The organism is Rhodococcus sp. ARP2, from assembly GCF_001029585.1.
Classification (GTDB): domain Bacteria; phylum Actinomycetota; class Actinomycetes; order Mycobacteriales; family Mycobacteriaceae; genus Rhodococcus_F; species Rhodococcus_F erythropolis.
In genome coordinates this window covers 141,231-167,320 of record NZ_LEKE01000056.1, presented here as the reverse complement: position 1 = coordinate 167,320, position 26,090 = coordinate 141,231, and the positions used below count along the sequence as shown (strand labels likewise).

Here is a 26,090-nt window from a genome sequence, read left to right as displayed (position 1 = left end):
AGACTCGGTCATCGAGTGTTCGGTGAATTAGGACCGTGATCACTTGCCACCGAGCGAACCTGTGGGCAGCTGCGGCAGAACGGACTCGAGGCTGCCGAGACCACCCGGAGTGCCCGGATCGGTCGGGTCGGGATCGACCGGGCCTGTTGAATCCCCGGTCACCGTGAGCATGTGTGCCGCCGACGTGTACTTCGCCTCGTCGCCGGTAGCTGTGAAGACTGCGGTCACGGACTTGGTACCCGCCTTACCGAAGGTCAGATCCAGGCGGGCAATACCGCGAACCACCGGCCGCGGGTCACCGACGGGCTTGCCGTCGACCATGAACTGTACTGTTCCCGTTGCGTTTTCCGGATCGACGTGAGAAGCAAAAGACACTTTGGTGCCGGTAGCGGCTGTCGTCGGCCCTTCGAGCGTCGTCACGATGTCTGCTCCAGGCTCGGGATCAACAGGTCCGAGGTCTCCGTCGATTTTCGTGGAGGCCAATGCGCCGGCACCGGCGTTGAGGGGACCCGTCTCACCGTCGCGAGGAGAACAGGATGTGGGCGCCCAGATGGTTCCCGCGAGCCAGTGACTTACCTGAGGGAGGAAGGTCAAAAATGACTCCGGCCCGCCGAAAGTACCTGCAGCACCCGAAGTCCGGACATTGGTCTCGACTGCGCCGGACGGCCCGGCCTTTACGGTGATTCTGATCTTCGGAAAGACGATGTTGGTCTCGGCTCCGGACTGGGCGTTGATCGCAAGCCCGCCGTGCGCACCCGACGACGATGACGGACTGTTGCCGATCGCTTCGTTTGCGCCGGACAACCGGAGTATCGGACCGTCCGCTGCGGGAGTGCCGTCTTCGTTGACACGAATCACCGAAGCAGGTTTCCCGGCAACAACATTGCCCGGATCGGTGACCGTCGCCGAAACGAACTCCGCGTTGGTCGGAATCGGCAGATCGATCTTCAGACGCGAAATCTTCTTGACACTTGCGCCGCTCACATCGTTCGGGATCTGGACGCTACCCGGATCCACCTCGATGTCGAAGACTTGACCTGGCGCCACGACCGAAGGAGCCGAAACTCGCACCGTAGCAGGCTTTCCGTCTGACGAAGGACCGGAGAACGCACTCGGAACTGCGCGGCACGTGACCTGAAACGTTGTCGACGTGGTTTCTGCAACGGGCGCCGCGGTCGCCGGAATCACGGCCACAGCGGTTCCACCGGCAAGGAGACCGGTAAGGAGCGCAGCATTCAGTAGGCGTTTTGACATGATGTCCTCTCGGAACAACCTGATTGACGTTTGCCGCCGAACTGTAACGGAGCCAACGCCCGAGTTGACCCGTTTTCAATAAACAAAAACCACACAGTAGGTAAATAATTGGTAAGGGTTACTGGTCGTCACATCTGACCGCCACCGCGAGCCTTGCCTCTCTCGATCAATCTCGCGGTTCGAGATTCACTGCGGGGAAACATAATTCGACAGGAATTCGCGCCGTAGTGAGAACTCCGTTCATACTCTACCCTTACGGGAGGGTAGAGTATGAGAACCTCGTCAGGACGGAATCTCATGGCAGTAACCATCGCTTCATCCACCAACGACAATTCGGTTCGGGCCGCGCTCCGGTCACCTCGCCGTCTCAAAACGGAAGTTTTGGCCGGACTGGTCGTGGCGTTGGCACTGATTCCCGAGGCGATCTCGTTCTCGATCATCGCCGGCGTCGATCCGCGGGTAGGACTGTTCGCGTCGTTCACGATGGCAGTGACCATCGCCGTCGTCGGCGGACGACCCGCAATGATCTCCGCAGCTACCGGCGCCGTCGCACTGGTCGTCGCTCCACTGACGCGCGAGTACGGAATCGACTACCTGATTGCGACAGTCCTTCTGGCCGGCCTGCTCCAGATCGTGTTGAGCCTCCTCGGCGTCGCCAAGCTGATGCGCTTCATCCCGCGCAGCGTCATGGTGGGATTCGTCAATGCACTGGCCATCTTGATCTTCATTGCCCAACTCCCCCACCTGATCGATGTTCCGTGGCTCGTCTACCCACTTCTGGCCGTCGCCCTCCTGATACTCGTATTCCTGCCGAAACTGACCAGCGCGGTCCCGGCTCCACTGGTGGCGATCGTGCTACTGACCACCGCCACAGTCGTTTTCGCGTTCAACGTCCCCAATGTCGGCGACGAGGGCGAGCTTCCGTCGAGCCTGCCGACGCTACTGTTCCCCGACGTCCCTCTGGACATGCACACACTGTCGATCATTGCTCCGTATGCATTGGCCATGGCGCTCGTCGGCCTCCTCGAATCGTTGATGACGGCCAAGCTCGTCGACGACGTCACGGATACTCACTCGAACAAGACCCGAGAGGGGTGGGGCCAAGGCGTCGCGAACATCGTCACCGGCTTCTTCGGAGGCATGGGAGGGTGCGCGATGATCGGCCAGACCATGATCAACGTCAAGGTCTCCGGCGCTCGCACTCGAATCTCGACTTTCCTGGCGGGCGTGTTCTTGCTGATACTCGTGGTCGGCCTCGGCGATGTCGTGGCGTTGATTCCCATGGCCGCATTGGTAGCCGTCATGATCATGGTCTCGGTCGGCACTTTCGACTGGCACAGCGTCAATCCGAAGACCCTGCGCCGCATGCCGATCGGCGAGACAGTGGTCATGCTGGTCACCGTGGCGGTCACCGGCGCGACCCACAATCTTGCCTACGGCGTGATCGTCGGAGTGATCACCGCGATGGTCATCTTCGCCCGCCGCGTCGCGCATCTCACCGAAGTAATCGACGTCGCGCATCCGGACGAGGACACCCGTGTCTATGCGGTTCGAGGCGAGCTGTTCTTCGCATCCAGCAACGATCTGATCTACCAGTTCGACTATGTCGACGACCCGAAGAACATTGTCATCGATCTGTCCGAGTCTCATGTCTGGGATGCGTCGACCGTGGCGACACTGGACGCGATCACCACCAAGTACGCGGCCAGAGGCAAGAATGTCGAGATCGTGGGGCTCGACGACGCATCGGCCGAGCGCCATCTGCGCCTGTCCGGACGCCTGGGTGACGGTCACTGAGAGTATGGAAGCCCAGCGCGACGAAAGTAGGAGTGATGTCTGAGCCGGAACATGCGGTCCAGGGACAGAACATGCAGATCGGGCAGGTTGCCGAACGCACCGAACTGTCGATCAAGACGATCCGTCATTACGACGAGGTCGGTCTGGTCACTCCATCGGAGCGGACCGCCGGAGGATTCCGCTTGTACACCGAGGCGGACGTCCAACGGCTACTGGTAATCCGACGAATGAAGCCGCTCGGATTCAGTCTCGAAGAAATGAAACAACTCCTCAATTCCCTGGCAGTGCTCGGCGACGAAGCTTCGGACGCATCAACACGAACCGCCGCAACCGAATTCGTCACCGCCTGCCATACCCGGGCGGAAGAAAGCTGCACACACTTACGTAAGCAACTCGCCTACGCCGAAGAGCTGACGGGATTGCTCGCCGACCACAGTCTGAACGGTGAACGGCATTCGTGATCTGCAAGCTGAACTAAGCTGGGTTGATGGCCCGATATTTCGACGTTCACCCGGAAAACCCGCAGCCGCGCGCGATCAGCCAGATCGTCGAAATGCTGCGCAACGACGCGGTCATCGCCTACCCCACCGACTCCTGCTACGCCCTGGGTGCCCGAATGGACAATCACTCGGGCACCGATCGGATCCGCGAGATCCGTCACCTGCGGTCGGATCACCACTTCACGCTGGTCTGTGCCGACTTCGCGCAGCTCGGGCACTTCGTCCACGTCACCAACTCGGCGTTCCGGGCGGTCAAAGCGGCTACGCCTGGGCAGTACACGTTCATCCTTCCCGCCACGAAGGAAGTTCCGCGTCGACTGGCACACGCCAAGAAGAAGACCGTCGGAGTGCGTATCCCCAGCCACCCGGTAGTGCGGGCGCTCTTGCAAGAGTTGGGTGAACCGATCCTCTCCAGCACCCTTCTCCTGCCCGGCGCCGAGGAGCCGATGACGGACGGCTGGCAGATCAAGGAAGAACTCGACCACCAACTCGACGCCGTCATCGACTCGGGTGACTGCGGCACCGAGCCCACCACGGTGGTCGACTATTCGTCCGGTGCCCCCGAGATCGTGCGCGTCGGCGCGGGAGATCCTTCCCGTTTCGAATGATCCCCCCGCCCGTGCCACATCACGGATGGCAACGTGTCACGGCGTCACGATGTCGAACCACAGATCGAAGTCCTCCAGCAGCGAGATGAACGTCTCCAGTTCAGACTGATCTCCCACAGCTTTTGCCGTTCCGGCCTTGATGGATTCGGTGAGCGAGGTCGTTCCCAGATACACCTCGTTGAACACGGCACGGGTCAAGGTCAGAGTCAGGGCAGCCGAAGCATCTGCCTTGTCCGTGTCGTAATTCAGCACGCCGTTGCGCACTGTGACCAGGACGTTGTCCGCAGTGTCCGACAACACGAATCGCAACGACAGGTCGACGTCGGCAGCTTTGGGACCGTCGAGGCGAACTGCCCAGAAGTCCAGCATCTGCTCGAGAGGCATCACGGCGACAACCGCCGGGCCGGTGGGGTTGTTGGACGGCATCGGTGCCAGCGGATGCCGCAATTCCATCGCTCCGACCAGGTAGAAGTTGCGCCACGTACCGTTCTCGGCTTGGTAGCCGAGTTGTTCGTACGTGTCCGCCAACAACTCTCGCGCTTTCTGGTTACTCGGATCGGCGAACACCAGATGGTTCACCAGCTCGGCCGCCCAGCGGTAGTCGCCGTCGTCGAACGCCTGCTTGCCCTTGGTCAGAAGCGCGTCCGGTCCGCCGACGGCTTCGACGTAGCGCTTGCCGTTCTCCACCGGCGGATGAGGATTGAGGTGAGCGGGAACGCCGTCGAACCAACCGAGATAGAAGGTGTAGATCGCTTTGACGTTGTGACTGAGCGAGCCGTAGTACCCGCGGTTGTACCACTGCTTTCCGATGGCGTCGGGTACCTCGATCTGGTCGGCAATCTCTACCGGTGTCAGTCCCTTGTTGGCAAGACGCAACGTCTGATCGTGCAGATACTTGTACAGGTCTGCCTGATCCGACATCAGCTTCAAGATCTTGTCGTTGCCCCACGTGGGCCAATGATGCTGCGCGAAAATGATTTCGACGTCGGGGAAAAGTTCCATCGCCAGACGAACGTAGTGCGACCAGGCCTTGGCGTCGCGAGTTTTGGCGCCGCGCAACGTGTACAGGTTGTGCATTGTGTGCGTGACGTCCTCCGCTGACCCGAGCGCCTTGAAATCGGGTAGATAGAACAACATTTCGGACGGCGCTTCGGTGCCCGGCGCGAGCATGAACGTCACTCGCACGCCGTCGATGACTTCTTCGTGTACCGGTTCGGTGATGACGTCGGTCGGCACCGCGAACGTCGACGTGCCGTGCGACGTGGACAGTCCGAGACCACCGGAAACCTGCCCCTGCGGGCCTGGACGCAGGAATGATCCGTACATGTACATTCCGCGACGCGTCATCGCCGTTCCGGCGAGCACGTTCTCGGAGATCGCCTCCTCCGTGAAACTGTCTGGTGCATAGACTTTTACGGCACCGGACTCGATCTCTTCGTCGGTGACAAATCCTTTGACTCCGCCGAAGTGATCGCCGTGGGAGTGTGTGAAGATGATCGCCTTGACCGGGACCTTGGGGCGGTGCTGGTAGTACAACTCCAGCGCAAGAGCGGCTGTTTCCGCGGACATCAGAGTGTCACCGATGATCAACCCGGTATCGCCCTCGATGATCGTCGTGTTCGACAAGTCCTGGCCGATCACCTGGTAGAGGCGATCGGCAAGCTTGAAGAGCCCGCCGCCCTTTCCCATCAAAGTGGCTTGGCGCCAGAGACTCGGGTTGACGGTGTCCGGCGCTTCGCCGTCGGCGAACCCGTAGGCGTCGTAGGAGAAGATGAACTGTCCTTTGTCACCCTTGACCAACCCTCCGTCGATGAGCGGCGCTACCAGACCTCGAGAAATCAGTTCGAAGTCGAATGTGTCATCGAACGGAAGATCACGGAGGACCTGGGCATTCGCAAGGCGAGTCGCTTCGGTAGCGGGCTTGGGGTCGAGTTCGGATGGTGTAGTCATCTTCTCTTACGCTCCTCGGGAACTCGCGGTGTCCTGTGTCTGGATACCGGTTCATCCTCGATCCCCACGCAGTCCTCGCACATCACCCGGAAGGGATGATCACGTGGTTCGTCCAGCGTTCAACAGCGCAGCAACGAACTCACGCACCAACGTCCGCTCGTCGTTCTCGTCCGCACCCGGCACCATGAGCAGCGAGAGGATCACTCGCACGATCCAGCGGGCTCGTGACGCTGTGCCTGCTCCGATTTCACCGAGCATCGCGACGCCCAGTCCGTTGATGACGTCGGATGAATTGGCAAGTTCACCTGCAAGACTCGCATCACCCGGAGTGAACCATGCAGCCAACGTCGGAGTGCTGCGCACCGCGGACACTGCGGTGAGCATCGCCGTTTCTAGACGCTCGCTCGGATCATCGATGGTCGCTACCGATTCCGCGATCGCAGTTCCCAGTCTGCGCGCTTCGCGGTGAACGAATGCAATGTGAAGGGCCTGCCGATTCTCGAAGTACCGATACAGGGTGGCCCGGGAACATCCTGCAGCAGAGGCTATCTCCGCCATACCGACGGCGTTGACACCTTTCTCGACGAACAGTTGCGCCGCACTGTCGAGGATCTTCTCGGCTGCCGCCAAGGCGCGCCCCTCACCGAGCCAGTCGTTGCTCACGGCCGGGCCACCGACATGGGCGCTGTGAGTGGACGGCGCACGTAGTTGCCCGGCGCGTATTGCATCGCTTCGATGTCGATATGGAAATCTGGAATCCGGGAGAGTAACTCTTCCAACGCAACTCGAGCCTGCATCCGAGCTGCCGACGCCCCCAGACAGTGGTGGGCGCCATGACTGAAGGTGAGAATCTTCTGCGGTCGACGCAAGACGTCCAACTCCGCCGCGTCGGGTCCGTACTTTTCGGGATCACGATTGGCCGCACCGTACATCAGCAGAACCTTACGTCCTGCCGGAATCACTTTGCCACCCAAGGTCACATCTCGCGTCGTGGTGCGTGCCAGTCCTTGGACCGGTGAGGTGAGTCGAAGCAACTCGTCGACCGCGTCGGTGATCAATGCGGGATCGTCCAGCAGGATCTGACGCTGGTCGAGGCGTTCGGTCAGCATCGCCACCGAACCACCCAGCATTCCTGTCGTGGTGTCGTTTCCACCGGCCACCATGGTGAAGGCGAAGCCCAGAATCGACAGCAGGCCGGACATGTCGCCGTCTTCACCGAGTCCAGCGGCGAGTAGGTGCGAAATCGTGTCGTCACCCGGTTCGACCTTGCGGCGTTCGATCAGCGAAGCGAAGTACATCATCAACTCACCGGTGGCGGCCTGCGCCGTCGTCGCTGCCGCGGCCACGCCACCTGCCGAATTGGCAGCGACAATGGCCTCGGTCCAGCCGTCGAACTGGTCACGGTCCGATTCCGGCACACCCAGATAGTGTGCGACAACCATCGACGGCAACGGTTTGAAGAGCTCGACGACGATATCGCCACTGCCACGCGCTTTCAACGCTTCGATACGCTCGACGACGAATTCGCGGACCATCGGCTCGACCGCCGATACCTGACGCGGAGTGAATCCCTTCGACACCATGCGCCGGAACTCCGACTGCACGGGCGGGTCCTGCATCACGAACGGCGGATTGTCCTGCATCCCGATCTGCTCGAGCTCACCATAGACGGTGGTCAATCCCTTTGCCGACGAGTACGTCTCGTAATCACGAGCGGCGTTGTAGACGTCTTCGTGACGGGTGAGCACCCAGTAGTCGTCCTGCGGCGAGGCTTCCGGCACCACGTTGTGCACCGGGTCGTTCTCTCGCAATGCGTCGTACATGGCCCAGGGCGAACGCCAGGACTCCCCGGTGGAAGGAACAAACCGTGGCGAATGTGACACAGATGTTGTCATGACTCGACTATGAGACAAATTGATAGATGTGTCAACGTTTGACGACTGAAATTTCTGCGATCAATATCGAGTAACCCGCTTCCACGCAGAGCACTATCGTGTGTCGGGTGATCACGGATCCGAAGAACCACCCGAACAGCTCTGACACCGGACGCCGCGCCGTGGTTGCGGTCCTGCTCCCCCGCGAACATCTCCCCTTCATCAGAGACTGGTGCCTGCACCACATCGAGCAGGGCTGGGAGGTTGTTCTCTACGACAACACCGGTTCCGTCGGGTCCACCCGCAAGACAAGCGCATTCAGCCTCAACCGTTGGCACGGCCGCAGCGAGGACAAGAGAGGCAACTCTTACGGCGCCTTCACCCGATCGATGTCGGACAGTGAAGTTCAGGTCGCATTCCGCAAAGAACTGCACGACCTTCCGGTGACGATCGTCGACTGGCAACCGCGCGACGCGGACGGTCGGATCGTGCACGGACAGGTAGAGGCCTACGTCGATTACGTGAGCCGGTACCGCGACACCGTCGCGTGGGCAGCATTCGTCGACGCCGACGAATACCTCGAGCACGCACCAGGATTGGACTGGGAGGTTCTACTTGCCGGAGTTACTCAAGCGGGTTCGCACCGCGTCGTTCTCGATGCTCTGGTCTACGAATCCAGGTGGACGCGCGACGGGCAACTGCGAGACGTCGAGGAATTGAAATGCCTTGGACTGCAAAGCCACGGCTGCAAGAACATCGTGAGGCTGTCGGAGATTCTGCGAGCGGACGTCCACTGGGGATGGAAGACAAGCGAACCGGACAGCCTGGTGCGGCCCGACCGATCCCTCTTCTACTTCCGCCATTACCGCGGTTCGGAGGCGGCACTCGACTTCACTCCGCTGCCGAACTTCGGACCCCAAGTCCACGAAGAAGGTGTGGATGTTCCGGCGACAATCGACTTATCACAAAAATGAATGTGCCTGCAAGCCACAGGTATTCAGATGCAGATAAACCTCCGGCCCGCGTCCACGAAGGCAATGCCTTCAGGCCACGGGCCGGAGGATCAGCTCAGCGAAAAATCAGCTGAAGGACTGCAGGGCAACGCCCAGTCCGACGATTGCGCCGATGCCCGAGATCAGGCCAGCAACACCCGTGATAACCGGCTGGATCTGCTTGATCAATGCCAGGTCTGCGTCCGAAGAACCCATGTCTAACTCCTCATCATGGAATGTGTGTACGCGTTCCGCGCGTCCGGTGTGTAACGGCGCTCACAATATACGTAAGACGGCCGAAATTTGAAGCGGCACCACCGAGTGGGACGTAACTCACATCTCATCCAGCGGGAACCCACGAGTAACAATGCGCGATTCGGACAACGCTTCGGGAACCGTTGAATGACGAGCAGGAGAACAGCAGTGGGCAAGTTGGATGGAAAAGTGGCCCTGATCACTGGCGCAGGGCAAGGCGTCGGCCAGGGTGTTGCGTTTGCGCTTGCCAAGGAAGGTGCTTCCGTCGCGGTGGCGGGCCGCACTGAGTCGAAACTCGTCGTCACATGTAACGAGATCACCGAACGCGGAGGCCGTGCCGAACCGGTGCTCGTGGATATCGCCGACGCGGGTTCCATCACCGCTGCCGTGGCGCGAACCGTGGAACTGTTCGGCGGCGTCGACATCCTGATCAACAACGCCAGCCTCAACCCGCTCGGCAACGTCCTCGACCTCACTCCGGAGCGCCTTGCCGACGGATTGACTTCCGGTCCCGTCGCGACGCTGCGAACAATGCAAGCCTGCTACCCGTTCATGAAGGAACGCGGCGGCGGGGCGATCATCAACATGGTCAGTTCCGTGGCCGTCCGTTGGGACGCCGCCGGCTACGGCGGATACGCGGCTGTGAAGGAATCCGTCCGAGCCCTCAGTCGCGCAGCAGCGTGCGAATGGGGCGTCGACGGGATCCGAGTCAACGCGGTTGCTCCTCACGCATCCTCGCCCGGGCTACAGCGTTGGGCAGATGCACGCCCGGAAGAGGCTGCCGCTTTTGTTGCCGGGATTCCGCTACGGAGGATCGGGGACTGCGAAACGGACATCGGCACCGCGGTGGCTTTCCTGGTCGGCCCGGATGCCGCGTATCTGACTGGAGCAACAATTCCGCTCGACGGTGGTCAGTCGCGCTGGGGCTGAGAGCTGGCGTCGTCGAAGGCAAGCACCGCCGACTTGGCTTCGGCGATCGGGCGGCGGAAAACGAAACCGACCAGAACGGATGCCAAAACCAGCGCGGCCAGAACAATGAGCCCGACCATCCACCACATGGTTTTCAGTATGCCCGAACCGACCTCCGCCGGACGCGCGCCACGGCCGTCGGAAAGCGATGACAACCGCGAAAAGTGCTTGACACCAGTCAAATTCCGTTTTGCCCGTTTCCCGAGCTTCCCGATAGTCCGTGATCGAGGACACAGTTTCGGATCCCGAGCCGGGACGAGAGCGTGACTGGAACCGCGCCTCGGTGCATCCTGTCAGGTATGGAATCCGCTGTTTCGGCCGAACTCGCCGACGGAAGCACCCTCACACACCCGTGGGGCGGGACAAGCAACATCACCGATCTCGGCGGTGATGTTCACTGGATCGACTTCGGCGGTCCCAGCGGAGCGCCGCCCATCGTGCTCGTTCACGGACTGGGCGGCTCGCACCTGAACTGGGTGCGGGTGGCACCGACGCTGGCGGCGCGCACGCGTGTGTACGCACTGGACCTCGCCGGATTCGGACTCACCTCTGCCCGTGGGCGGCACACCGGCGTCGACGCCAACGCAGCACTCCTGAATCGCTTTCTCGAGACAGTAGTAGGTGAACCTGCCGTCCTGTTCGGCAATTCGATGGGGGGAATGGTCTCGGCAATCTCGACCCATGCCAATCCCGAATCAGTTGCCGGCCTGGTGCTGGTGGATCCGGCGCTCCCACTGCCCGTCCAACTTCCCGATCTGACCGTCGCCGCCCAATTCGCGCTCTACTCGATGCCGTACGTCGGTGAGCAGGTTCTCGGCTTCGGACGCCGGAAGATGTCCGACCGGCAGTTGGCCGCTCAGATGACCAGATTGTGTTTTGCCGATCCGACGCGAGCCGATCCCGCAGTCCTCGACGCTGGCGCCGCCTTGACGGCGATTCGCCGCAACGAACCCACCCAGGATGCAGAATTCCTCCAGGCAGCACGGTCATTGCTGATGACTCTCGCCCGTCCGGCTTCGTATCGAAAGACCCTGCGAGAGATCACGACTCCGACACTCCTGATGCACGGCGATCGCGATCGTCTTGTCCCGGTCGAGGCTGCACGGGCAGCTGCTACCGCACATCCACACTGGACCACCATCATTCTCGGCGACACCGGCCACACCCCACAGTTGGAGATTCCGGACGAGTTCACCCGTCATGCGCTCGCGTGGCTCGATCGCACGGGGCTGATCACGAGCTGACACGTACCGGCACCACACCCGTTGAACGGCCTTGTCGATCGAGCAAGTGCCCCATCAACTTCGGCGTATCAAGGACGATTCGGCGATCGACTACGTCGGCAGGTCGGGCCCACCGGTAAGCGCGAACGGTCAAATACTCCAAAGCTCTCGAGCCCTGGGAATGTGTCGGGGTACGCGCGTAGCGTGAGATTCGCGCCTTCCTCGGCCAAGCATTTGCGCGACCCGTACTTGTGTATCCGTTTCGGTAAAGGAGAGTTTCAGATGCCCGCACGCACAGCGCTCGACGGAACACCCTGTTGGATCGACCTCACCAGCTCCGATACCGAGGTCGCCAAATCCTTCTACACCAACGTGTTCGGTTGGCAGACTGACACAAACGACGACCCGCAGTACGGCGGCTACGCGATCTTCAGCAAAGACGGGCAGCCCATCGCCGGGCTCGGACCTCAGCAGGAGGGAAACCCGTACGGCAACGTCTGGACCACCTACATCTCCTCGACTGATGCGGCAACGTCGGCGTCCAAGGCCGAAGCCGCGGGCGGAATGATCATGATGCCGTCGATGCAGGTCGGTCCCCAGGGCAGCATGGCGATCGTGGGCGATCCTGCCGGTGCAGTCGTCGGTATCTGGCAGGCAGATCAGCACCACGGCTTCGGTCTGGTCGGCGAGGCCGGAGCGCCGGTGTGGCACGAGACTTTGTCCAAGAACTACGCCGCGGTCCTGCCGTTCTACACCGACGTGTTCGGCTGGACTTACGAGTCCATCGGCGACAGCGACGAGTTCCGGTACTCACAGGCCAAGCAGGGCGACACCGTCGTCGCCGGTTTGATGGATGCCAGCTCGTTCCTCCCGGCAGAGGTGCCGTCGTTCTGGCAGGTGTACTTCGGGGCGGACGACACCGATGCGGCCGTCGCCAAGGTCGTCGAATTCGGCGGCAGCGTCTTGCGCGATCCCGAGGACACGCCCTTCGGCCGTCTCGCATCGGTGGCCGATCCACTCGGTGCCAAGTTCCAGATCTCCACGATCATGGAGTGAATCTCCGCGCAGAGGCCGCACCGGCCCGCGGTCTCTGCGCGCTGATCATCTGGAAAGTCCCGATTTGACCGCACGGATTTGAACACTCGCCCAGAAGGTATGCAGTTTTCTGCGTCCAACGCCTAATCTCATGGGATGCCCGCCCCCGCCCCTCTCCTCGATGTGTACTCGCAGCCGACTCTGTCGACGCTTGCGCCGTCGGTACTCGCTTCTCTCGGAGTGAGCGGCGAAGCGAACCGTCTCGATCTACAGCCCAGCAAGAAGACTGTAATTCTGCTGGTAGACGGGATGGGCGCGAACTTGCTCGCCCGCAACGCCGAACACGCACCATTCCTGAACTCACTCATCGGAACGCCCATACGGGCAGGATTCCCCACGACGACGGCCACCAGCATCGTCTCGTTGGGGACCGGGCTGCCCTCGGGGGCGCACGGAATCACCGGTTACCAGTCTTACGTCGAAGAAGCCGATTCGGTGTTCAATTGGCTGGGTTGGCACAGCGCGGGCAAGAAGGAATCTCAGACCGACTCCATCGTCCCGGAGACCCTGCAGCCGCAGGCCACGACCTTCGATCGTGCCGCGGCCGCCGGCATCACCGTCACTACCGTCGTTCCGTCCAAATTCGACGGCAGCGGCCTCACCCGGGCGGGAATGCGCGGCGCCCAGTTCGCCGGAATCCAGGCATACGGAGACCTCCTCGCTCGCACCGTGGCCGCGTCGAAATCTGCCGACCGTACGTTCACGTACTGCTACATCAGTGAGATCGATGCGCTGGGCCACGTCTACGGACCCGAGTCGGAGCCGTGGATTTTCCAACTGATGCTTGTCGATCGACTGGTCGAGCAACTCGCCGCCGCTCTCGGTCCGGACGTGAGATTGCTGGTGACGGCTGATCACGGAATGGTCGATGTGTTGGACGAGAACAAGATCGACTTCGACAACACTCCGATTCTGTCCAAAGATGTACTCGCTCTTGCCGGTGAACCTAGATGTCGTCACATCCACACCCGAGAAGGCGCTGCGCAAGATGTTGCGGACCGCTGGCGCGCCGAACTGGGTGACCGCATGTGGATCGGGACGAGATCCGAGGGCATAGTCGCAGGATTGTTCGGGCCTGCAGTGCATTCCGAGTATCACGGCCGGATCGGTGATGTCATCGCCATTGCGTCCGGGGACGTGGCCGTCGTACGTCGATCTGTCGAATCGGGACTGTCCGGCCTCCGTGGACAGCACGGCGCCCTCACTCCGGACGAACTGCTGGTACCGCTCTTGTCCTCAGGACAGCAGTAGGGCCCGAGCCCGGCGAATCTCGGGAACACCGACGACCTTGCATGCGCCCAACAGGACGACTGCCCCGACGGCCGCACCCGCCGACAATGAAATAACAGCAGCAAGCCTGGGCTCGGGAACTCGGTTCTGAACCGCCACCACCAAAGCGAGCGCACAACCACCTGCCAGAATTGCCGCCGCCGAAATCCTTCCGACGGTGGCCTGCACGCGACGGAATCCCAACAGCCCGTATCGCTTTCGAAGCAGGATGTGGCCGAGCGCCGCTCCGCACACGTAGGAGAACGAGCCCGCCGCACAGACGGCCAGGACCAGCGTTTCGTCACTCGCCGACAGAGACGCAAGTAGAACGAGCGCCGTCTTGGCTACCACCATCACCAGCGCGATCACCGCGGGAGTTCGGGTGTTGTTGTCGGCGTAGAACACTCGAAGCTGAAGCATGACCATCGCAAAGGGCACCAGCCCGAATGCACTGACCGCAACGGCCGTCCCGATCAACCGGGCACTGCTGCCGTCGACCCGGCCGAAGAAGATCAGGGTGGTCAACGAGGGGCCGAAGACCATGAGCGCCACCGTGACCGGAATCAGCGCCACCACCGAATACCGGGCTCCCCGGCCGAGATCGGATACGACGCCGACGTCGTCACCCGCAGCAACCGACCTGGCGATCCGCGGCATCAGCACCGTCAACAACGACACACCGAGAATGCCGTACGCCACTTGAAACAGCAGATCCGCGTGCGTGTACATCGAGTAGACGTGACGGGAGAGAGTGACCTTCATCGTCACCCACACACCGATCTGACCGGCAACGACGTACACAAGTACCCAACCGAGCAACGGCGCCCCGACGCGCACCGGGCGCCAGGTGTGCGGTACGACCCGCACGCGAAGGCGCCACCGAAACCCGTTGCGGTGCAGCGCTCGAGCAACGACGGCGGTTTGCGCCACGATCCCGAGCAGAGTGCCGATACCGATCACCAGAACCTGCGCGGTGGTCATCGACTCGGGAGTCAGAGTCACCGGCCCCGGGATGCACAGGAAGACCGCGACCGTCACCAGAAGGACGACGTTGTTGATCACCGGCGCCCAGGCCGGCGCGCCGAACACTGATCGAACACTGAGTACTGCCGTCATCATCGCCGTGACGCCGTAGAAGAAGATCTCCGGCAGAAGCAAGTACGCGAAGAGCGTCGTCAACTCTCGTTGAGCCGGATCATCGATCACGGCCGAGACCAGAGGCGGCGCGCACACCACCGCCACTACCGTCACGAGCGCAAGAGCAAGCGCTCCGACGGTGAGAACGCGCTGCGTCTGCTCTCGTTCGAGCGTCCGCCCACGACTTCGCTGCCGTGTCAGATACGGAAGCAGAACGCTGGCGAGAATCCCGCCGAGGAGGAGCTGATAGACCATGTTCGGGAAGCTGTTGGCCGCGTTGTACGCATCACTGACCAGGGCGATGCCGAGGACCGCGGCAAGGGCAAGGGTGCGGACGAAGCCGGTGATCCGGCTGACCGTGCTGGCGAGCGCCACTTGCCCGCCCATCTTCGCCAAGCTGCCGCCCGTCACACCAGTACGTTCGGACTCCCCCGCACTTTCGACCATCTGGCCAGGGTGCCACATCGCGAGGTTCGACGAGCCAGACAGAAACGGAAGAGCGCCCCGAACCGTGGGGTTCGAGGCGCTCGTCACGAGAGAAGATCAGGCTGATTCCGCTCCAGCCAACGGCGGCATGACGACAACCTGGCCGGCGAAGGACAGACCCGCACCGAAGGCGAGAAGCAATGCCTTGTCGCCCGGCTTGCACTGGCCGTCGCGCAGCATCTGCTCCATGGCGAGCGGGATCGAGGCCGCGGACGTGTTGCCCGTCTCGGCGATGTCGTTGGAGACGGGGAAGCCCTCGGGCAGCTTCATGCTGCGAGCGATGACCTCGTTGATGCGCTGGTTTGCCTGGTGCGGCACAAAAGCGTCGATGTCCTCGATACCCAGCCCCGACTTCTCCAGGGTGCGAGTGGCGACCTTGCCCATCTCGAAGGCAGCCCAGCGGAACACCGCGGTACCGGCCATCTTGATCCACGGCCGAGGTCCGGTCGGGTTCTTGGTGTAGTCGAGCCAGCTCGGCTCCTGAACGATGGCGTCGGACTGGCTGCCGTCCGAACCCCACTCGACCGGGCCGATTCCGACGGTATCGCTCGGGCCGACGACAACTGCGCCTGCGCCGTCACCGAAGATGAAGCGAACGCTGCGATCGGTGGGCTCGGTGGCCTCGCTCATCAACTCGACGCCGACGACGAGTACGTGATCAACCGTGCCGCCGCGAACGAGGTCGCTGGCCACGGCAAGGGCGGTACAGAAACCGGCGCAGCCTGCCGCGACGTCGAATGCAGCCGGACCCTTGATGCCGAGCTCGTGGGCGACGATGGACGCAGCCTGAGGAGTCTGCAGGTCCCACGTCGACGTCGCGATGATCACGGCGCCGATCTGCTCGGGAGCAATGCCGCTGACGTCCAGTGCTTTACGGGCCGCGCTGATCGACATCGCGAGGATGCCTTCACCTTCGCCGGAGAACCGGCGCGACTTGATACCCGATCGCGTCTGGATCCACTCGTCGGTGGAATCGATCAGCTCGCAGATCTCGTCGTTGGTCACGACTCGCTCCGGGCGGTGAACGCCGAGCCCGAGAAGGACGGACTGCCGACCTCCGGCCACACTGGCAATCGGCTTACCCATTGATCGATCTCCTCGTTGGTTTCTGGTGATGACGCGCATTCGACATCACACGTTACGTACAGGACATAAGCCCCTGCCTCTCAGGTCACCGTTCGATCACGGCAACAACATGAGGCTGGCTCACATTACGCTTCGGTCAGGTATGTAGTCCAGATCCACGATCAGGCGCGTAAATGAGCTAGAACTGCCAAAACACGACGATGCCCGCTTTCGGAAGCCGACAGGCCGAGTTTTGCGAAGATATTTCCTATGTGCTTGCTCACAGCAGTGTCGCTGACGACCAGTTTCCTGGCGATTCCCTGATTTCCCAGCCCCTCCGCCATCAGTCCGAGAACCTCGGACTCGCGTGGGGTCAGTGATCTGATCGGATCGTCGGCGCGTCGACGGCTCATCAGTTGGGATACGACCTCGGGATCCATCACGGTTCCGCCGTCGACGACCCGGTTCAATGCGTCGACGAACTCGGCTACCTTGCCGACCCGTTCCTTGAGCAGGTACCCGACCCCGCCGGCGCCTCCTGCCAACAATTCACCGGCGTAGCGATCCTCGACGTACGCGGAAAGGACCAGGACGGGAAAGCCCGGGCGAAGCTTGCGCACCTCGATCGCCGCTCGAAGCCCCTCGTTGGTGAAAGTAGGAGGCATCCGGACGTCGAGCACCGCGGCGTCGGGGGCGGTCTCCTCGAACACCGTGAGGAACTGTGCGGCGTCGGAGACGGCAGACACCTCGAAGCCCTCTCCGCGGAGCAGCAGTGCCAGCCCCTCTCGCAGGAGAGCGTCGTCCTCGGCAATCAGAATCCGCACGGTAGTTCCACCCTCATCGTTGTCGGTCCACCCTCCGGGCTCTCCAATACTGCGGTTCCTTCGAAAGCCTCGACCCGGCGTCGGATACCCGCCACGCCGCCGCCCGGGCGTTCGTTCGCGCCGCCCTGACCATCGTCGATCACGTCGATGAGCATCGTCTCACCCAACGAGTCGTCCGACGCCTCCGTCCGTGCCGTGACGGTGACACTGCGCGCTCCGCTGTGTTTTGCGACGTTGGTCAAGGCCTCGGCGACGACGAAGTACGCAGCAGCCTCGACGGCAGCCGGGGCACGGCGGAGTTCGTCGATCTCGAGTACGCAGGGCACGGCGGAGCGCCCGGCGAGCGCGGAGATCGCGCCCTCCAGACCCAACTCGTCGAGGATCGGCGGGTAGATGTCGTGCACCAACGTCCGGAGTTCGCTCAACGCCTCGGTGGCCGCATCCTGGGCCCGATGCAGTTGTGGCAGAGCCTGGTCCGGATTGTTCTGCAACGACCGCTCGGCCATCCCCAACATCATCACCACCGCGACCAGACGGTTCTGCGCGCCGTCGTGCAGATCCCGCTCGATGCGCTTGAGTTCGGCCGAATGTGCGTCGAGCGCCGCAGCGCGGCTGGCCGTCAGGGCGGTGACGCGCTTCGAGAGGTCCGAACGCGTGTCCGGCGCAAGCAAAGTCGTGGTCGACCAGCTGATCCACTTCGCCATCGCGGGGACCAACCACCACGCGATCAGGAGGTACAGGATGCCGATCAACGGCATTCCGGCAGCGCCCAACCACGACGTCACGGGGTACGGATTGTTGACGGGTTCACCGGCGGGCATCTGCTGCCAGTACAGCGGGACGGCAATCGAATTGAGTGCACCGAGTGGCAGAGCAATGGTCAGCATCGCCGCGACGAAAGCCCCCAGACCATGAATCGACAGCCAGGCCGCGTCGCGCCTGGTCGACTGATCGGTGAGGAACCGGCGCCAATCCCCGAAGGTCGGATTGCTTGGCATCGGTGGGTATCGCTGCAGAACAGGGCGTCCGGTGTACGCAGCCGTTCTCTTGCGGGCCAGACCCGCCCACCACCGGAGCACCCGCACGTACGACGGCAACAGCAACCAGCCGACGATCAGAATCGAGAGCGACAGCAGAATGAGACCGACCATCAGCAAGAACAGGGAGACCACGGCTGCCGCACCCTCGACGAGCACGTACACCGCAGCCCTGGTTCTCTTCTTCACTGCCCCAGCATGCCGCACCTGATGCCGCGATCCACTACAGCTGGCTACACCATTGATTCGGGACCCTGCTGGATGTCGACGAATGCCGAATCTCCATAGCGTTCATCCCATGAAGAATCGACACTCGGTCCTCGCCCCGCCGGCCCCTGGTGCCACGGCCGCCCGAACATCCGCCGTGCGACTCGAAGGCGTCAGCAAGATCTACGGCAACGGCCGCGGCGCCGTGACCGCCCTCGACAACATCAGCCTCACCTTGCCGCGCAGCACCTTCACCGCCGTGATGGGCCCGTCCGGATCGGGCAAGAGCACTTTCCTGCACTGCGCCGCAGGGCTCGATCGACCGAGCAGCGGATCGGTGTGGCTGGGCGACACCGAGATCTCACAGCTGAAGCCGAAGGCCCGCAGCATCTTCCGTCGCGATCACATCGGTTTCGTCTTCCAGGCCTACAACCTGCTCGGCGCTCTCGACGTCGAGCAGAACGTCACGCTCCCCCTACTCCTCGCCGGACGACGAGCCGACAAGCAGTACCTGACCTTCGTCCTCGAATCCGTCGGACTCGGATCGCACCGCAAGCGCAAACCCTCCGAACTGTCCGGCGGTCAGCAGCAACGCGTCGCCATCGCGCGCGCCCTCGTCACTCACCCCGACGCACTCTTTGCCGACGAGCCGACCGGCGCCCTCGACTCCCGCAGCGCCAAGCAGGTTCTGGAGTTGTTGCGCCGGACAGCCGCCGAGTTCGATCAGACCATCGTCATGGTCACGCACGACCCGGTGGCCGCGTCGTACGCCGATCGTGTGCTGTTCCTCGCCGACGGAAAACTTGTCGGGCACATCGACCGCCCGACGCCGCAGCAGATCGCCGAGCGCATGACACACCTCGGGGACTGGTGATGATGAAAGCGCACACCTTTGCGCACCTGAAAGCGCATCGCTCCGGTTTCGTCGCCGTGTTCGTCTCCGTATTCTGCGCAGCGCTCCTCACCTGCGGTCTGGGTGTGCTGCTGGAATCGGGAGTGCGAGGCGGCGTCTCACCACATCTCTACGCCGGTGCCGACGCCGTCGTGAGTGCACCACAGGCGCTCGAGGTCAAGGAAGACGCCGATCAGCCTTTTGCCGAGCGAGTTCTCCTCGACGGCGATACCGTCCGCAAGCTCGATGCCCTCGATGTCACGGTGATTCCCGACATCTCCGTCCCCGTCAGCACCGCCGAGGGCGTCGTACTCGACGCACATCCTTGGAACACAGCACAATTGGCGCCGTATTCGCTCACCGAAGGTCGCGCTCCGCAGAGCCGAGACGAGGTGGTCTCGACCACGGGCGCCGCTCTCGGCGAGCAAATCACGCTGGCTCACGGCGCGATAGACGACGAGTACACCGTCGTCGGCACAGCTGATTCGGCTTCGGTGCCGTCACCCGACCGTCCGGCACTCGTCTTCCTCGACGACGCAGAGGCCGAACGGTTGTGGCCGCACCAGAACGCTGTCACCGCAGTCGGATTGATCGCTCCCGCAGGCGTGGATGCTGCCGCTCTCGCCCGCGATGCACTCGCCGGAACCGGCGCGGAGGTCTCGACCGGCACTGCGCGCGGAGGCATCGAATTCCTCGACGCCGGTGCTGCGCGGACCCAGTTGATCGTGCTCTGCGCGTCGTTTGCCGGTCTCGCGTTGATGGTCAGTATGTTCGTCGTTTCCAGCACGCTGTCGCTCTCGATCAACGCAAGACGCCGAGAGTTCGCTCTGTTGCGGGCAATCGGGGCCACCACGCGACAAGTCCACGTCATGATCGGACGTGAAGTGCTGCTCGTCGCGGCGGCTGCGGCGGCTCTCGGCGCGGTGCCCGGATACCTGCTCGCCCGATTCCTGGGTGCACAGTTTGCCGACGCCGGGGTCATGCCCACCGATTTCGCGTTGGCGTACAGCCCGCTTCCGGCGATCGCGGCATTCCTGATCTGCGTACTCACTGCCCGCGCGGCAGCGGCGATCGCGGCACGACGACCGGCGAAGCTCGACCCCGTCGAAGCGCTTCGCGAATCCGAAAGCGGCCCGGCGAAACTGAGCCGCGGACGCATCGTCACCGGGCTGATCTTCGGCGCCGCCGGCCTCAGCGCGTGCGTGCTCCCCGCTTTCCTGCCCGGCAGCGTGGCAGCCGCTGGAGCCGGTTCGAGCGCACTGTTGTTGATCTTCTCGGTCGCGCTGCTCGGCCCCTTGTTGGTGCGCGGCATCATCAAGGTGATCGGCGGTCCACTGCGCCGTAGTGGGTCGGCGTCCAAAGTTCTCGCTGCCGCCAACGCCGAATCCAATTCGAGACGGCTCTCGTCGGCGGTTGTTCCCTTGGCTCTCGCAATCGCACTGGGCTCGGTGCAGTTCTTCAGCCAGAGCACCGTCGCCGCCGAGGCGAGCAACCAGTCGATCAAGGGCGTCACCGCCGACCTGATCGTCGGCGCGCCGGCCGGCATCGCTCCCTCGCTCCTCGACTCGATCGCATCGGTGCCCGGAGTGAGTGCGGCAAACCCGGTGGTCCGCAGTCAAGTCCTGCCGGTACCCAGCGGTGAGGAAGGCGGCTCAGCCGACAGCGCGATCGCTGCCCAGGGCATCGACGCCGCCAGCGCCGACGCGACCCTCGATCTCGCGGTGACCGAGGGCGACCTGAGCGCTCTGACCGGCGATACCGTTGCCGTGAGCGAAGACGGCGCCTTCACACTCGGAGCCAAGGTAGGTCAGCGCGTCGACCTCTATCTAGGGGACGGCACACTGGTGCATCCGATGGTCGTCGCAAAATATGGTCGCGGCCTCGGATTCGGGGACGTGACCATGCCGATCGAGACTTTGCGTCAGCACTCCACCGACGCTCTGATCGACACCGTTCTGGTTGCTGCCGAACCCGGACGGTCGGCCGAAGTCCAGCAGTCGTTGCGCTCGTTCCCCTCGATGAACCAGGACCAGTTCGGGGCCGCGGGCGAAGATCAGCGTCGTATGCAGTCGTGGGTCAGCATCCTCGCCGTACTCGTCCTGCTCGGCTATCTCGCAGTCGCCGTCGTGAACACCCTGGTCGCCGCCACTGCCGAGCGTTCCCGCGAGTTCGCGCTCCTTCAACTGGTGGGCTCGCGGACGAGGCAGGTCCGAGCGATGATGCGCATCGAGTCGTTGATGGTGGTGGGAATCGCCGTCGTGGTCGGATCACTGATCGCCCTGCCGCCTCTGATGGGTATCGCCGTAGCGGTGTCCGGGCAGCCGATCCCGGCGATTTCACCGGCGATCTACGGTTCCATCGTCGCGGTGACCGCTGTTCTGGGATTTGTCTCCATCGCGATCCCGACGCGCGCCGCCCTACGCAAGAACCCGATGGACGGAGTGCGTAACCACTGAGTGGCACTACCGTCGTCATCTATGGATGCGGCGGCCTGGGACAAGAAGTACGAAGAAGCCGAGCTCGTCTGGGGCGCTCCTCCCAACGAACTGCTGGTGGAATACGCGACGGCCCTCCCCCACGGCCAGGCACTGGACCTGGCGTGTGGCGAGGGCCGTAACGCGTTGTGGCTCGCGACCCGCGGTTGGGAGGTCACCGGCATCGACTACTCGGCCGTCGCGATCGAGAAAGCCTGCACGATCGCGGCCCGCTCGCCCCGATCGGTTCTCGACCGGCTCGACTACCGATGCGGCGACGTCACCGTCGCGGATTACGCCTCCAGGAACGGGCAGGGATACGACTTGGCCCTGCTTCTTTACCTTCATCTGCCCGCACCACAACGCACCCTGGTTGTGAACCGTGCCATAAATTCTCTGAAACCTGATGGAATCCTCATGATTTTGGGTCACGACCGAAGCAACATCGACTACGGCGTCGGCGGACCGAAAGATCCCGAAATCCTTTACACACCAGAAGAATTGATGCAGGAGTTCCAAGGAAGGCTCGAGTTCGAGATCGCCGGAAATCCGCACAGACACACCGAAACGGGAATCGCGGTCGACGCACTTGTCATCGGACGCAAATCCGGTGTTGGCAATGCAAAGAACGGCTAGTAACATGTATTAAGTTACCGACGAGTAATAAACTTCGGGCGGTACTAGGAGTGCTGGACCGCACCACCTCACTGGGAGAAGCAGAAGACATGGGCCATTACAAGAGCAACGTTCGGGACCTGGAGTTCAACCTCTTCGAGGTTCTCGGACTGGAGAAGCCACTGAGCGAAGGCGCTTGGGGCGACCTGGATGCCGACACTGTCCGCAACATGCTGGCAGAGGTCGCACGCCTGGCCGAGGGACCGCTTGGCGAATCTTTCGCCGACGCGGACCGCAACCCCCCTGTCTTCGATCCCGAGACGCACACCGTTGCACTTCCGGAATCCTTCAAGAAGTCGTTCAAGGCTCTGTGGGATGCCGAGTGGTACCGCATGGGACTGAGCGAAGAGGTCGGCGGCGTGCCGGTTCCCCGCTCCGTCGTGTGGGCCATCGGTGAGCTGATCCTGGGCGCACAGCCTGCAGCGCACATGTACCAGGCCGGACCCGCTTTCGCGGACGTGCTGTTCAACAACGGCACCGAAGAGCAGAAGAAGTGGGCAGCCACCATCGTCGAACGCGGATGGGGCGCCACCATGGTCCTCACCGAGCCCGACGCCGGCTCCGACGTCGGTGCCGGACGCACCAAGGCGATCAAGCAGGACGACGGCTCCTGGCACATCGAGGGCGTCAAGCGCTTCATCACCTCGGCCGACTCGGACGACCTGTTCGAGAACATCTTCCACCTCGTTCTCGCTCGCCCCGAAGGTGCCGGACCCGGCACCAAGGGCCTGAGCCTGTTCTTCGTCCCGAAGACGCACTTCAACTTCGAGACCGAAGAGTTCGGCGAGCGCAACGGCGTCTTCGTCACCAACGTCGAACACAAGATGGGCCTGAAGGTCTCCGCCACATGTGAGGTCACCTTCGGTGGCCACGGCATCCCCGCACAGGGCTGGCTGGTCGGCGAGGTCCACAACGGCATCGCCCAGATGTTCGACGTCATCGAGCACGCTCGAATGATGGTCGGCACCAAGGCAATCGCCACCCTCTCCACCGGTTACCTCAACGCTCTCGATTACGCCAAGCAGCGTGTTCAGGGCGCTGACCTGACCCAGATGACCAACAAGGCAGCGCCGCGCGTGACCATCACGCACCACCCCGACGTGCGTCGCAGCCTGGCAATGCAGAAGGCATACGCCGAAGGCCTGCGCGCGGTGTACCTCTACACCGCAGCACACCAGGACGAGGTTGTCGCCCAGCTCGTCTCGGGCGCAGACAAGGACACCGCGTTCCGCGTCAACGACCTGCTGCTCCCGATCGTCAAGGGCGTCGGCTCCGAGCGTGCGTACCAGTACCTGACGGACAGCCTGCAGACCCTCGGTGGCTCCGGCTTCCTGCAGGACTACCCGATCGAGCAGTACATCCGCGACTCCAAGATCGACTCGCTGTACGAAGGCACCACGGCCATCCAGGCTCAGGACTTCTTCTTCCGCAAGATCGCTCGTGACCGCGGCGTCGCGCTCGCTCACGTTGCCGGACAGATCAAGACCTTCATCGACAGCGAAGCCGGCAACGGTCGTCTGAAGGCGGAGCGCGCACTGCTCGCCACCGCACTCGAAGACGTCCAGGCCATGGCTGCCACGCTCACCGGCTTCCTCATGGGAGCTCAGGAGCAGCCCACCGAGCTCTACAAGGTCGGCCTCGGTTCCGTCCGCTTCCTGATGTCCGTCGGCGACCTGCTCATCGGCTGGCAGCTCCTCCGCCAGTCCGAGATCGCTCTCGCGGCACTCGACAACGGCGCTTCCGACAAGGACAAGGGCTTCTACGAGGGCAAGGTCGCCATCGCGTCCTTCTTCACCAAGAACGTCCTGCCCGAGCTCACCGCTTCACGCGAGATCATCGCGAACACCGAGAACGACATCATGGAGATCGACGAAGCAGCATTCTGATTCGTTCCTGATTCATGAAAAGTGCCGGTCCCGAGAATATTTCGGGACCGGCATTTTCATGCTCGGCAGTCAATGGAATCTGTGGTCATCTGCGCTCGACGGTCGGGCAACTGATCTGTGCGGACAGTACGGACGTCGTCGGTTGTTCGCCGGGCCGTGCCGCCGTTCCTACCAGGGAAAGCGCCACGCGCCTGCGGTCCGGAGAACTGACTATTTCGATGGAATTGTCGACGCCGCCGCCGAAGGACACGAACTGTCCGCTCTGATCCGAGAACATCATCGTCGCCCCGGACTGACCTGGTTCCGGGTTTTCGTTCACGTAGACCTGCAACTGGAAATCACGCCCCGGATATTCACCGCCGCCGTCGTACTCGTAGAAGGAACTGGTGTGCACCTCGTAGGCCCACTGGCGGTGACCGGCAGGCAGCGAATCCGCCCAGTTGTGCTCGAAACACGTGACGGATCCGGGCAGCGAGACATTGGCTGCGCCGCTCCACCCACCGGACAGGGTGATGGCTCCGTATGGCGCTGCTTCGGACTCGTGCCGATCGGAAGGCAAGGGCGGAACGGTCACGGGTCCGACATTGCGACCGGTGAACTCGAAAAGCCTCTCGCTCGACACGAACGGGGGCGACTCGCGCTCACCGGCACAGGAGACAACTGACAGGGCGGCCATGACCAGTAACGCGCACATACCGCGTCTACGAACCGGCACCTCGACACCCCCTGTCCGTTTCCAACAGAATACATACCGTTCGGTCTCCAAGTTACCGATCGTGTCCGACACATCCCATTCGTGGGACCGCTCACCCGCTACCGATGTGATTGGGTGAGCACGAACGTCCACTGAACCAGCACTCGGTTCTTTCGAAGGCCGAGTAGATCAACAGACAGGTGATCATCGTGGTCGCACCAGAGCACGCACAACTCGATTACGCCCCTGAACTGGCATTGACCGCCACGGACTTGGCGCTCGACGGCCCATGGGGGCCGGTGTTCGGACCCGTCAATCTCGAGATTCGTGCAGGCGGTGTGACCATCCTCGAAGGCTCCGCCGGTTCAGGACGTACGTCCTTACTTCTGACACTCAGCGGACGAATGAAAGCCAGTTCCGGATCACTGTCCGTCTTCGGTCGAACGCGTCCCCGAGAGATCTTCGAGATCGCCGGGGTCGCCGGGTTCGAGGACATCGACGAGCTTGCCGAGTCCGTCACCGTCCGAGATCTGATCACCGAACAAATTCGCTGGGATGCGCCCTGGTACAAGCTCATCGGACGTGCCGGAGACCGCGAACTCGAAGCGGTGTGCGCTCCCGTCTTCGGCGATCATCCCTTACCTGCGCTCGGCCGGTACGTCAGCGATCTCGGGGAACTCGAGGCGACCCTGCTGCGTATCGCCGTCGCGAACACGAAGAAGCCGGCCCTGCTCGTCGTCGACGATCTCGAACAGGTGCGGCGCGACTCCGAACGCGCGTACCTCGTCGAGCGACTCGTCGAGATGGGGAGCTACCAGACCATCATCGCGTCGACCGTCAACCCGCTGCCCGACGGATCACCCATCGATGCCGTCGCCCTGCTCCAAGAAGTCACCAATCCCGACCAAGAAGGGGCGAGGTAACCGC

24 protein-coding genes are annotated in these 26,090 nt (G+C 62.6%); 13 read left to right on the top strand and 11 right to left on the bottom strand.

The genetic code is table 11. The annotated features are described in order from the left end of the window. Positions 1–39 precede the first annotated feature (39 nt). The gene (locus tag ABX74_RS15290) at positions 40–1,254 is read right to left on the bottom strand and encodes an Ig-like domain-containing protein (RefSeq protein WP_020968624.1); all 1,215 of its coding nucleotides are present in this window, start codon (positions 1,252–1,254) and stop codon (positions 40–42) included. A gap of 297 nt (positions 1,255–1,551) precedes the next feature. On the opposite strand from ABX74_RS15290, the gene ABX74_RS15285 reads away from it, so the two are divergent. The 3 genes from ABX74_RS15285 to ABX74_RS15275 are packed head-to-tail and all read left to right on the top strand — an operon-like array spanning position 1,552 to position 4,159. Beyond that, a complete protein-coding gene (locus ABX74_RS15285; RefSeq protein ID WP_189637338.1) occupies positions 1,552–3,051 on the top strand; it encodes a SulP family inorganic anion transporter in 1,500 nt (499 codons plus the stop codon). Positions 3,052–3,086: 35 nt separating this feature from the next. After that, a complete protein-coding gene (locus tag ABX74_RS15280; protein WP_019747166.1) occupies positions 3,087–3,512 on the top strand; it encodes a MerR family transcriptional regulator in 426 nt (141 codons plus the stop codon). A 26-nt stretch (positions 3,513–3,538) separates the two neighbouring features. After that, positions 3,539–4,159, top strand: a complete 621-nt coding sequence (locus tag ABX74_RS15275) for an L-threonylcarbamoyladenylate synthase (RefSeq protein WP_019747165.1) — start codon at positions 3,539–3,541, stop codon at positions 4,157–4,159. A 36-nt stretch (positions 4,160–4,195) separates the two neighbouring features. Here ABX74_RS15275 and ABX74_RS15270 read toward each other — a convergent pair whose 3' ends face one another. From ABX74_RS15270 to ABX74_RS15260, 3 genes are all read right to left on the bottom strand, one after another. Beyond that, positions 4,196–6,109, bottom strand: a complete 1,914-nt coding sequence (locus ABX74_RS15270) for an alkyl/aryl-sulfatase (protein ID WP_029254603.1) — start codon at positions 6,107–6,109, stop codon at positions 4,196–4,198. Positions 6,110–6,208: 99 nt separating this feature from the next. Further along, entirely contained in the window at positions 6,209–6,772 is a 564-nt protein-coding gene (locus ABX74_RS15265; protein WP_019747163.1) for a TetR/AcrR family transcriptional regulator, read from the bottom strand. Beyond that, a complete protein-coding gene (locus tag ABX74_RS15260) occupies positions 6,769–8,004 on the bottom strand; it encodes a cytochrome P450 (protein WP_047889146.1) in 1,236 nt (411 codons plus the stop codon). Before ABX74_RS15260 ends, ABX74_RS15265 begins: the two co-directional genes overlap by 4 nt. Positions 8,005–8,111: 107 nt before the next feature. Here ABX74_RS15260 and ABX74_RS15255 point away from each other — a divergent pair, with 107 nt between their 5' ends. After that, the gene (locus ABX74_RS15255; protein WP_030534626.1) at positions 8,112–8,957 is read left to right on the top strand and encodes a glycosyltransferase family 92 protein; all 846 of its coding nucleotides are present in this window, start codon (positions 8,112–8,114) and stop codon (positions 8,955–8,957) included. Between the two features lie 105 nt (positions 8,958–9,062). Here ABX74_RS15255 and ABX74_RS30760 read toward each other — a convergent pair whose 3' ends face one another. Further along, complete coding sequence (locus ABX74_RS30760; RefSeq protein WP_007734598.1) at positions 9,063–9,191, bottom strand: hypothetical protein; 129 nt, start codon at positions 9,189–9,191, stop codon at positions 9,063–9,065. A gap of 207 nt (positions 9,192–9,398) precedes the next feature. Here ABX74_RS30760 and ABX74_RS15245 point away from each other — a divergent pair, with 207 nt between their 5' ends. Then, complete coding sequence (locus tag ABX74_RS15245; protein ID WP_020723638.1) at positions 9,399–10,160, top strand: SDR family NAD(P)-dependent oxidoreductase; 762 nt, start codon at positions 9,399–9,401, stop codon at positions 10,158–10,160. On the opposite strand, the gene ABX74_RS15240 is transcribed toward ABX74_RS15245, so the two are convergent. Then, positions 10,142–10,354: a hypothetical protein gene (locus ABX74_RS15240; RefSeq protein ID WP_223257931.1), complete on the bottom strand. Its 213-nt coding sequence runs from the start codon at positions 10,352–10,354 to the stop codon at positions 10,142–10,144. The two genes, ABX74_RS15245 and ABX74_RS15240, sit on opposite strands and share 19 nt — an antisense overlap. Before the next feature lie 144 nt (positions 10,355–10,498). On the opposite strand from ABX74_RS15240, the gene ABX74_RS15235 reads away from it, so the two are divergent. The 3 genes from ABX74_RS15235 (at position 10,499) to ABX74_RS15225 (ending at position 13,768) form a co-directional block, all read left to right on the top strand. Beyond that, entirely contained in the window at positions 10,499–11,443 is a 945-nt protein-coding gene (locus tag ABX74_RS15235) for an alpha/beta fold hydrolase (protein ID WP_047889145.1), read from the top strand. A gap of 261 nt (positions 11,444–11,704) precedes the next feature. Continuing rightward, on the top strand, positions 11,705–12,478 hold the full coding sequence (locus ABX74_RS15230; protein WP_019747156.1) for a VOC family protein: 774 nt from the start codon (positions 11,705–11,707) through the stop codon (positions 12,476–12,478). Positions 12,479–12,613: 135 nt separating this feature from the next. Next, the gene (locus ABX74_RS15225; protein ID WP_019747155.1) at positions 12,614–13,768 is read left to right on the top strand and encodes an alkaline phosphatase family protein; all 1,155 of its coding nucleotides are present in this window, start codon (positions 12,614–12,616) and stop codon (positions 13,766–13,768) included. Here ABX74_RS15225 and murJ read toward each other — a convergent pair. The 4 genes from murJ to ABX74_RS15205 all read right to left on the bottom strand — a co-directional run bounded on the left by murJ (position 13,754) and on the right by ABX74_RS15205 (position 18,524). Further along, positions 13,754–15,370, bottom strand: coding sequence for a murein biosynthesis integral membrane protein MurJ (gene murJ, locus ABX74_RS15220; RefSeq protein WP_223257930.1), 1,617 nt, complete (start codon positions 15,368–15,370; stop codon positions 13,754–13,756). The two genes, ABX74_RS15225 and murJ, sit on opposite strands and share 15 nt — an antisense overlap. Positions 15,371–15,466: 96 nt before the next feature. Next, a complete protein-coding gene (locus ABX74_RS15215) occupies positions 15,467–16,495 on the bottom strand; it encodes a beta-ketoacyl-ACP synthase III (RefSeq protein ID WP_003945837.1) in 1,029 nt (342 codons plus the stop codon). Between the two features lie 161 nt (positions 16,496–16,656). Continuing rightward, positions 16,657–17,298, bottom strand: a complete 642-nt coding sequence (locus ABX74_RS15210) for a response regulator transcription factor (protein ID WP_047889143.1) — start codon at positions 17,296–17,298, stop codon at positions 16,657–16,659. Next, on the bottom strand, positions 17,286–18,524 hold the full coding sequence (locus ABX74_RS15205; protein ID WP_223257929.1) for a sensor histidine kinase: 1,239 nt from the start codon (positions 18,522–18,524) through the stop codon (positions 17,286–17,288). The genes ABX74_RS15210 and ABX74_RS15205 overlap by 13 nt, the downstream gene beginning before the upstream one ends. 109 nt (positions 18,525–18,633) lie before the next feature. Here ABX74_RS15205 and ABX74_RS15200 point away from each other — a divergent pair, with 109 nt between their 5' ends. The 4 genes from ABX74_RS15200 (at position 18,634) to ABX74_RS15185 (ending at position 24,469) form a co-directional block, all read left to right on the top strand. Further along, entirely contained in the window at positions 18,634–19,416 is a 783-nt protein-coding gene (locus ABX74_RS15200) for an ABC transporter ATP-binding protein (protein ID WP_019747152.1), read from the top strand. After that, positions 19,416–21,890: an FtsX-like permease family protein gene (locus ABX74_RS15195; protein ID WP_047889142.1), complete on the top strand. Its 2,475-nt coding sequence runs from the start codon at positions 19,416–19,418 to the stop codon at positions 21,888–21,890. Before ABX74_RS15200 ends, ABX74_RS15195 begins: the two co-directional genes overlap by 1 nt. A 21-nt stretch (positions 21,891–21,911) precedes the next feature. Beyond that, the gene (locus tag ABX74_RS15190) at positions 21,912–22,544 is read left to right on the top strand and encodes a class I SAM-dependent methyltransferase (protein ID WP_020906439.1); all 633 of its coding nucleotides are present in this window, start codon (positions 21,912–21,914) and stop codon (positions 22,542–22,544) included. An 89-nt stretch (positions 22,545–22,633) separates the two neighbouring features. Further along, on the top strand, positions 22,634–24,469 hold the full coding sequence (locus ABX74_RS15185) for an acyl-CoA dehydrogenase (protein ID WP_020906438.1): 1,836 nt from the start codon (positions 22,634–22,636) through the stop codon (positions 24,467–24,469). An 85-nt stretch (positions 24,470–24,554) separates the two neighbouring features. On the opposite strand, the gene ABX74_RS15180 is transcribed toward ABX74_RS15185, so the two are convergent. Next, on the bottom strand, positions 24,555–25,184 hold the full coding sequence (locus tag ABX74_RS15180; RefSeq protein WP_223257928.1) for a hypothetical protein: 630 nt from the start codon (positions 25,182–25,184) through the stop codon (positions 24,555–24,557). A 179-nt stretch (positions 25,185–25,363) separates the two neighbouring features. On the opposite strand from ABX74_RS15180, the gene ABX74_RS15175 reads away from it, so the two are divergent. Further along, on the top strand, positions 25,364–26,086 hold the full coding sequence (locus tag ABX74_RS15175; protein WP_019747147.1) for an ATP-binding cassette domain-containing protein: 723 nt from the start codon (positions 25,364–25,366) through the stop codon (positions 26,084–26,086). The last annotated feature ends 4 nt before the right edge of the window (positions 26,087–26,090 follow it).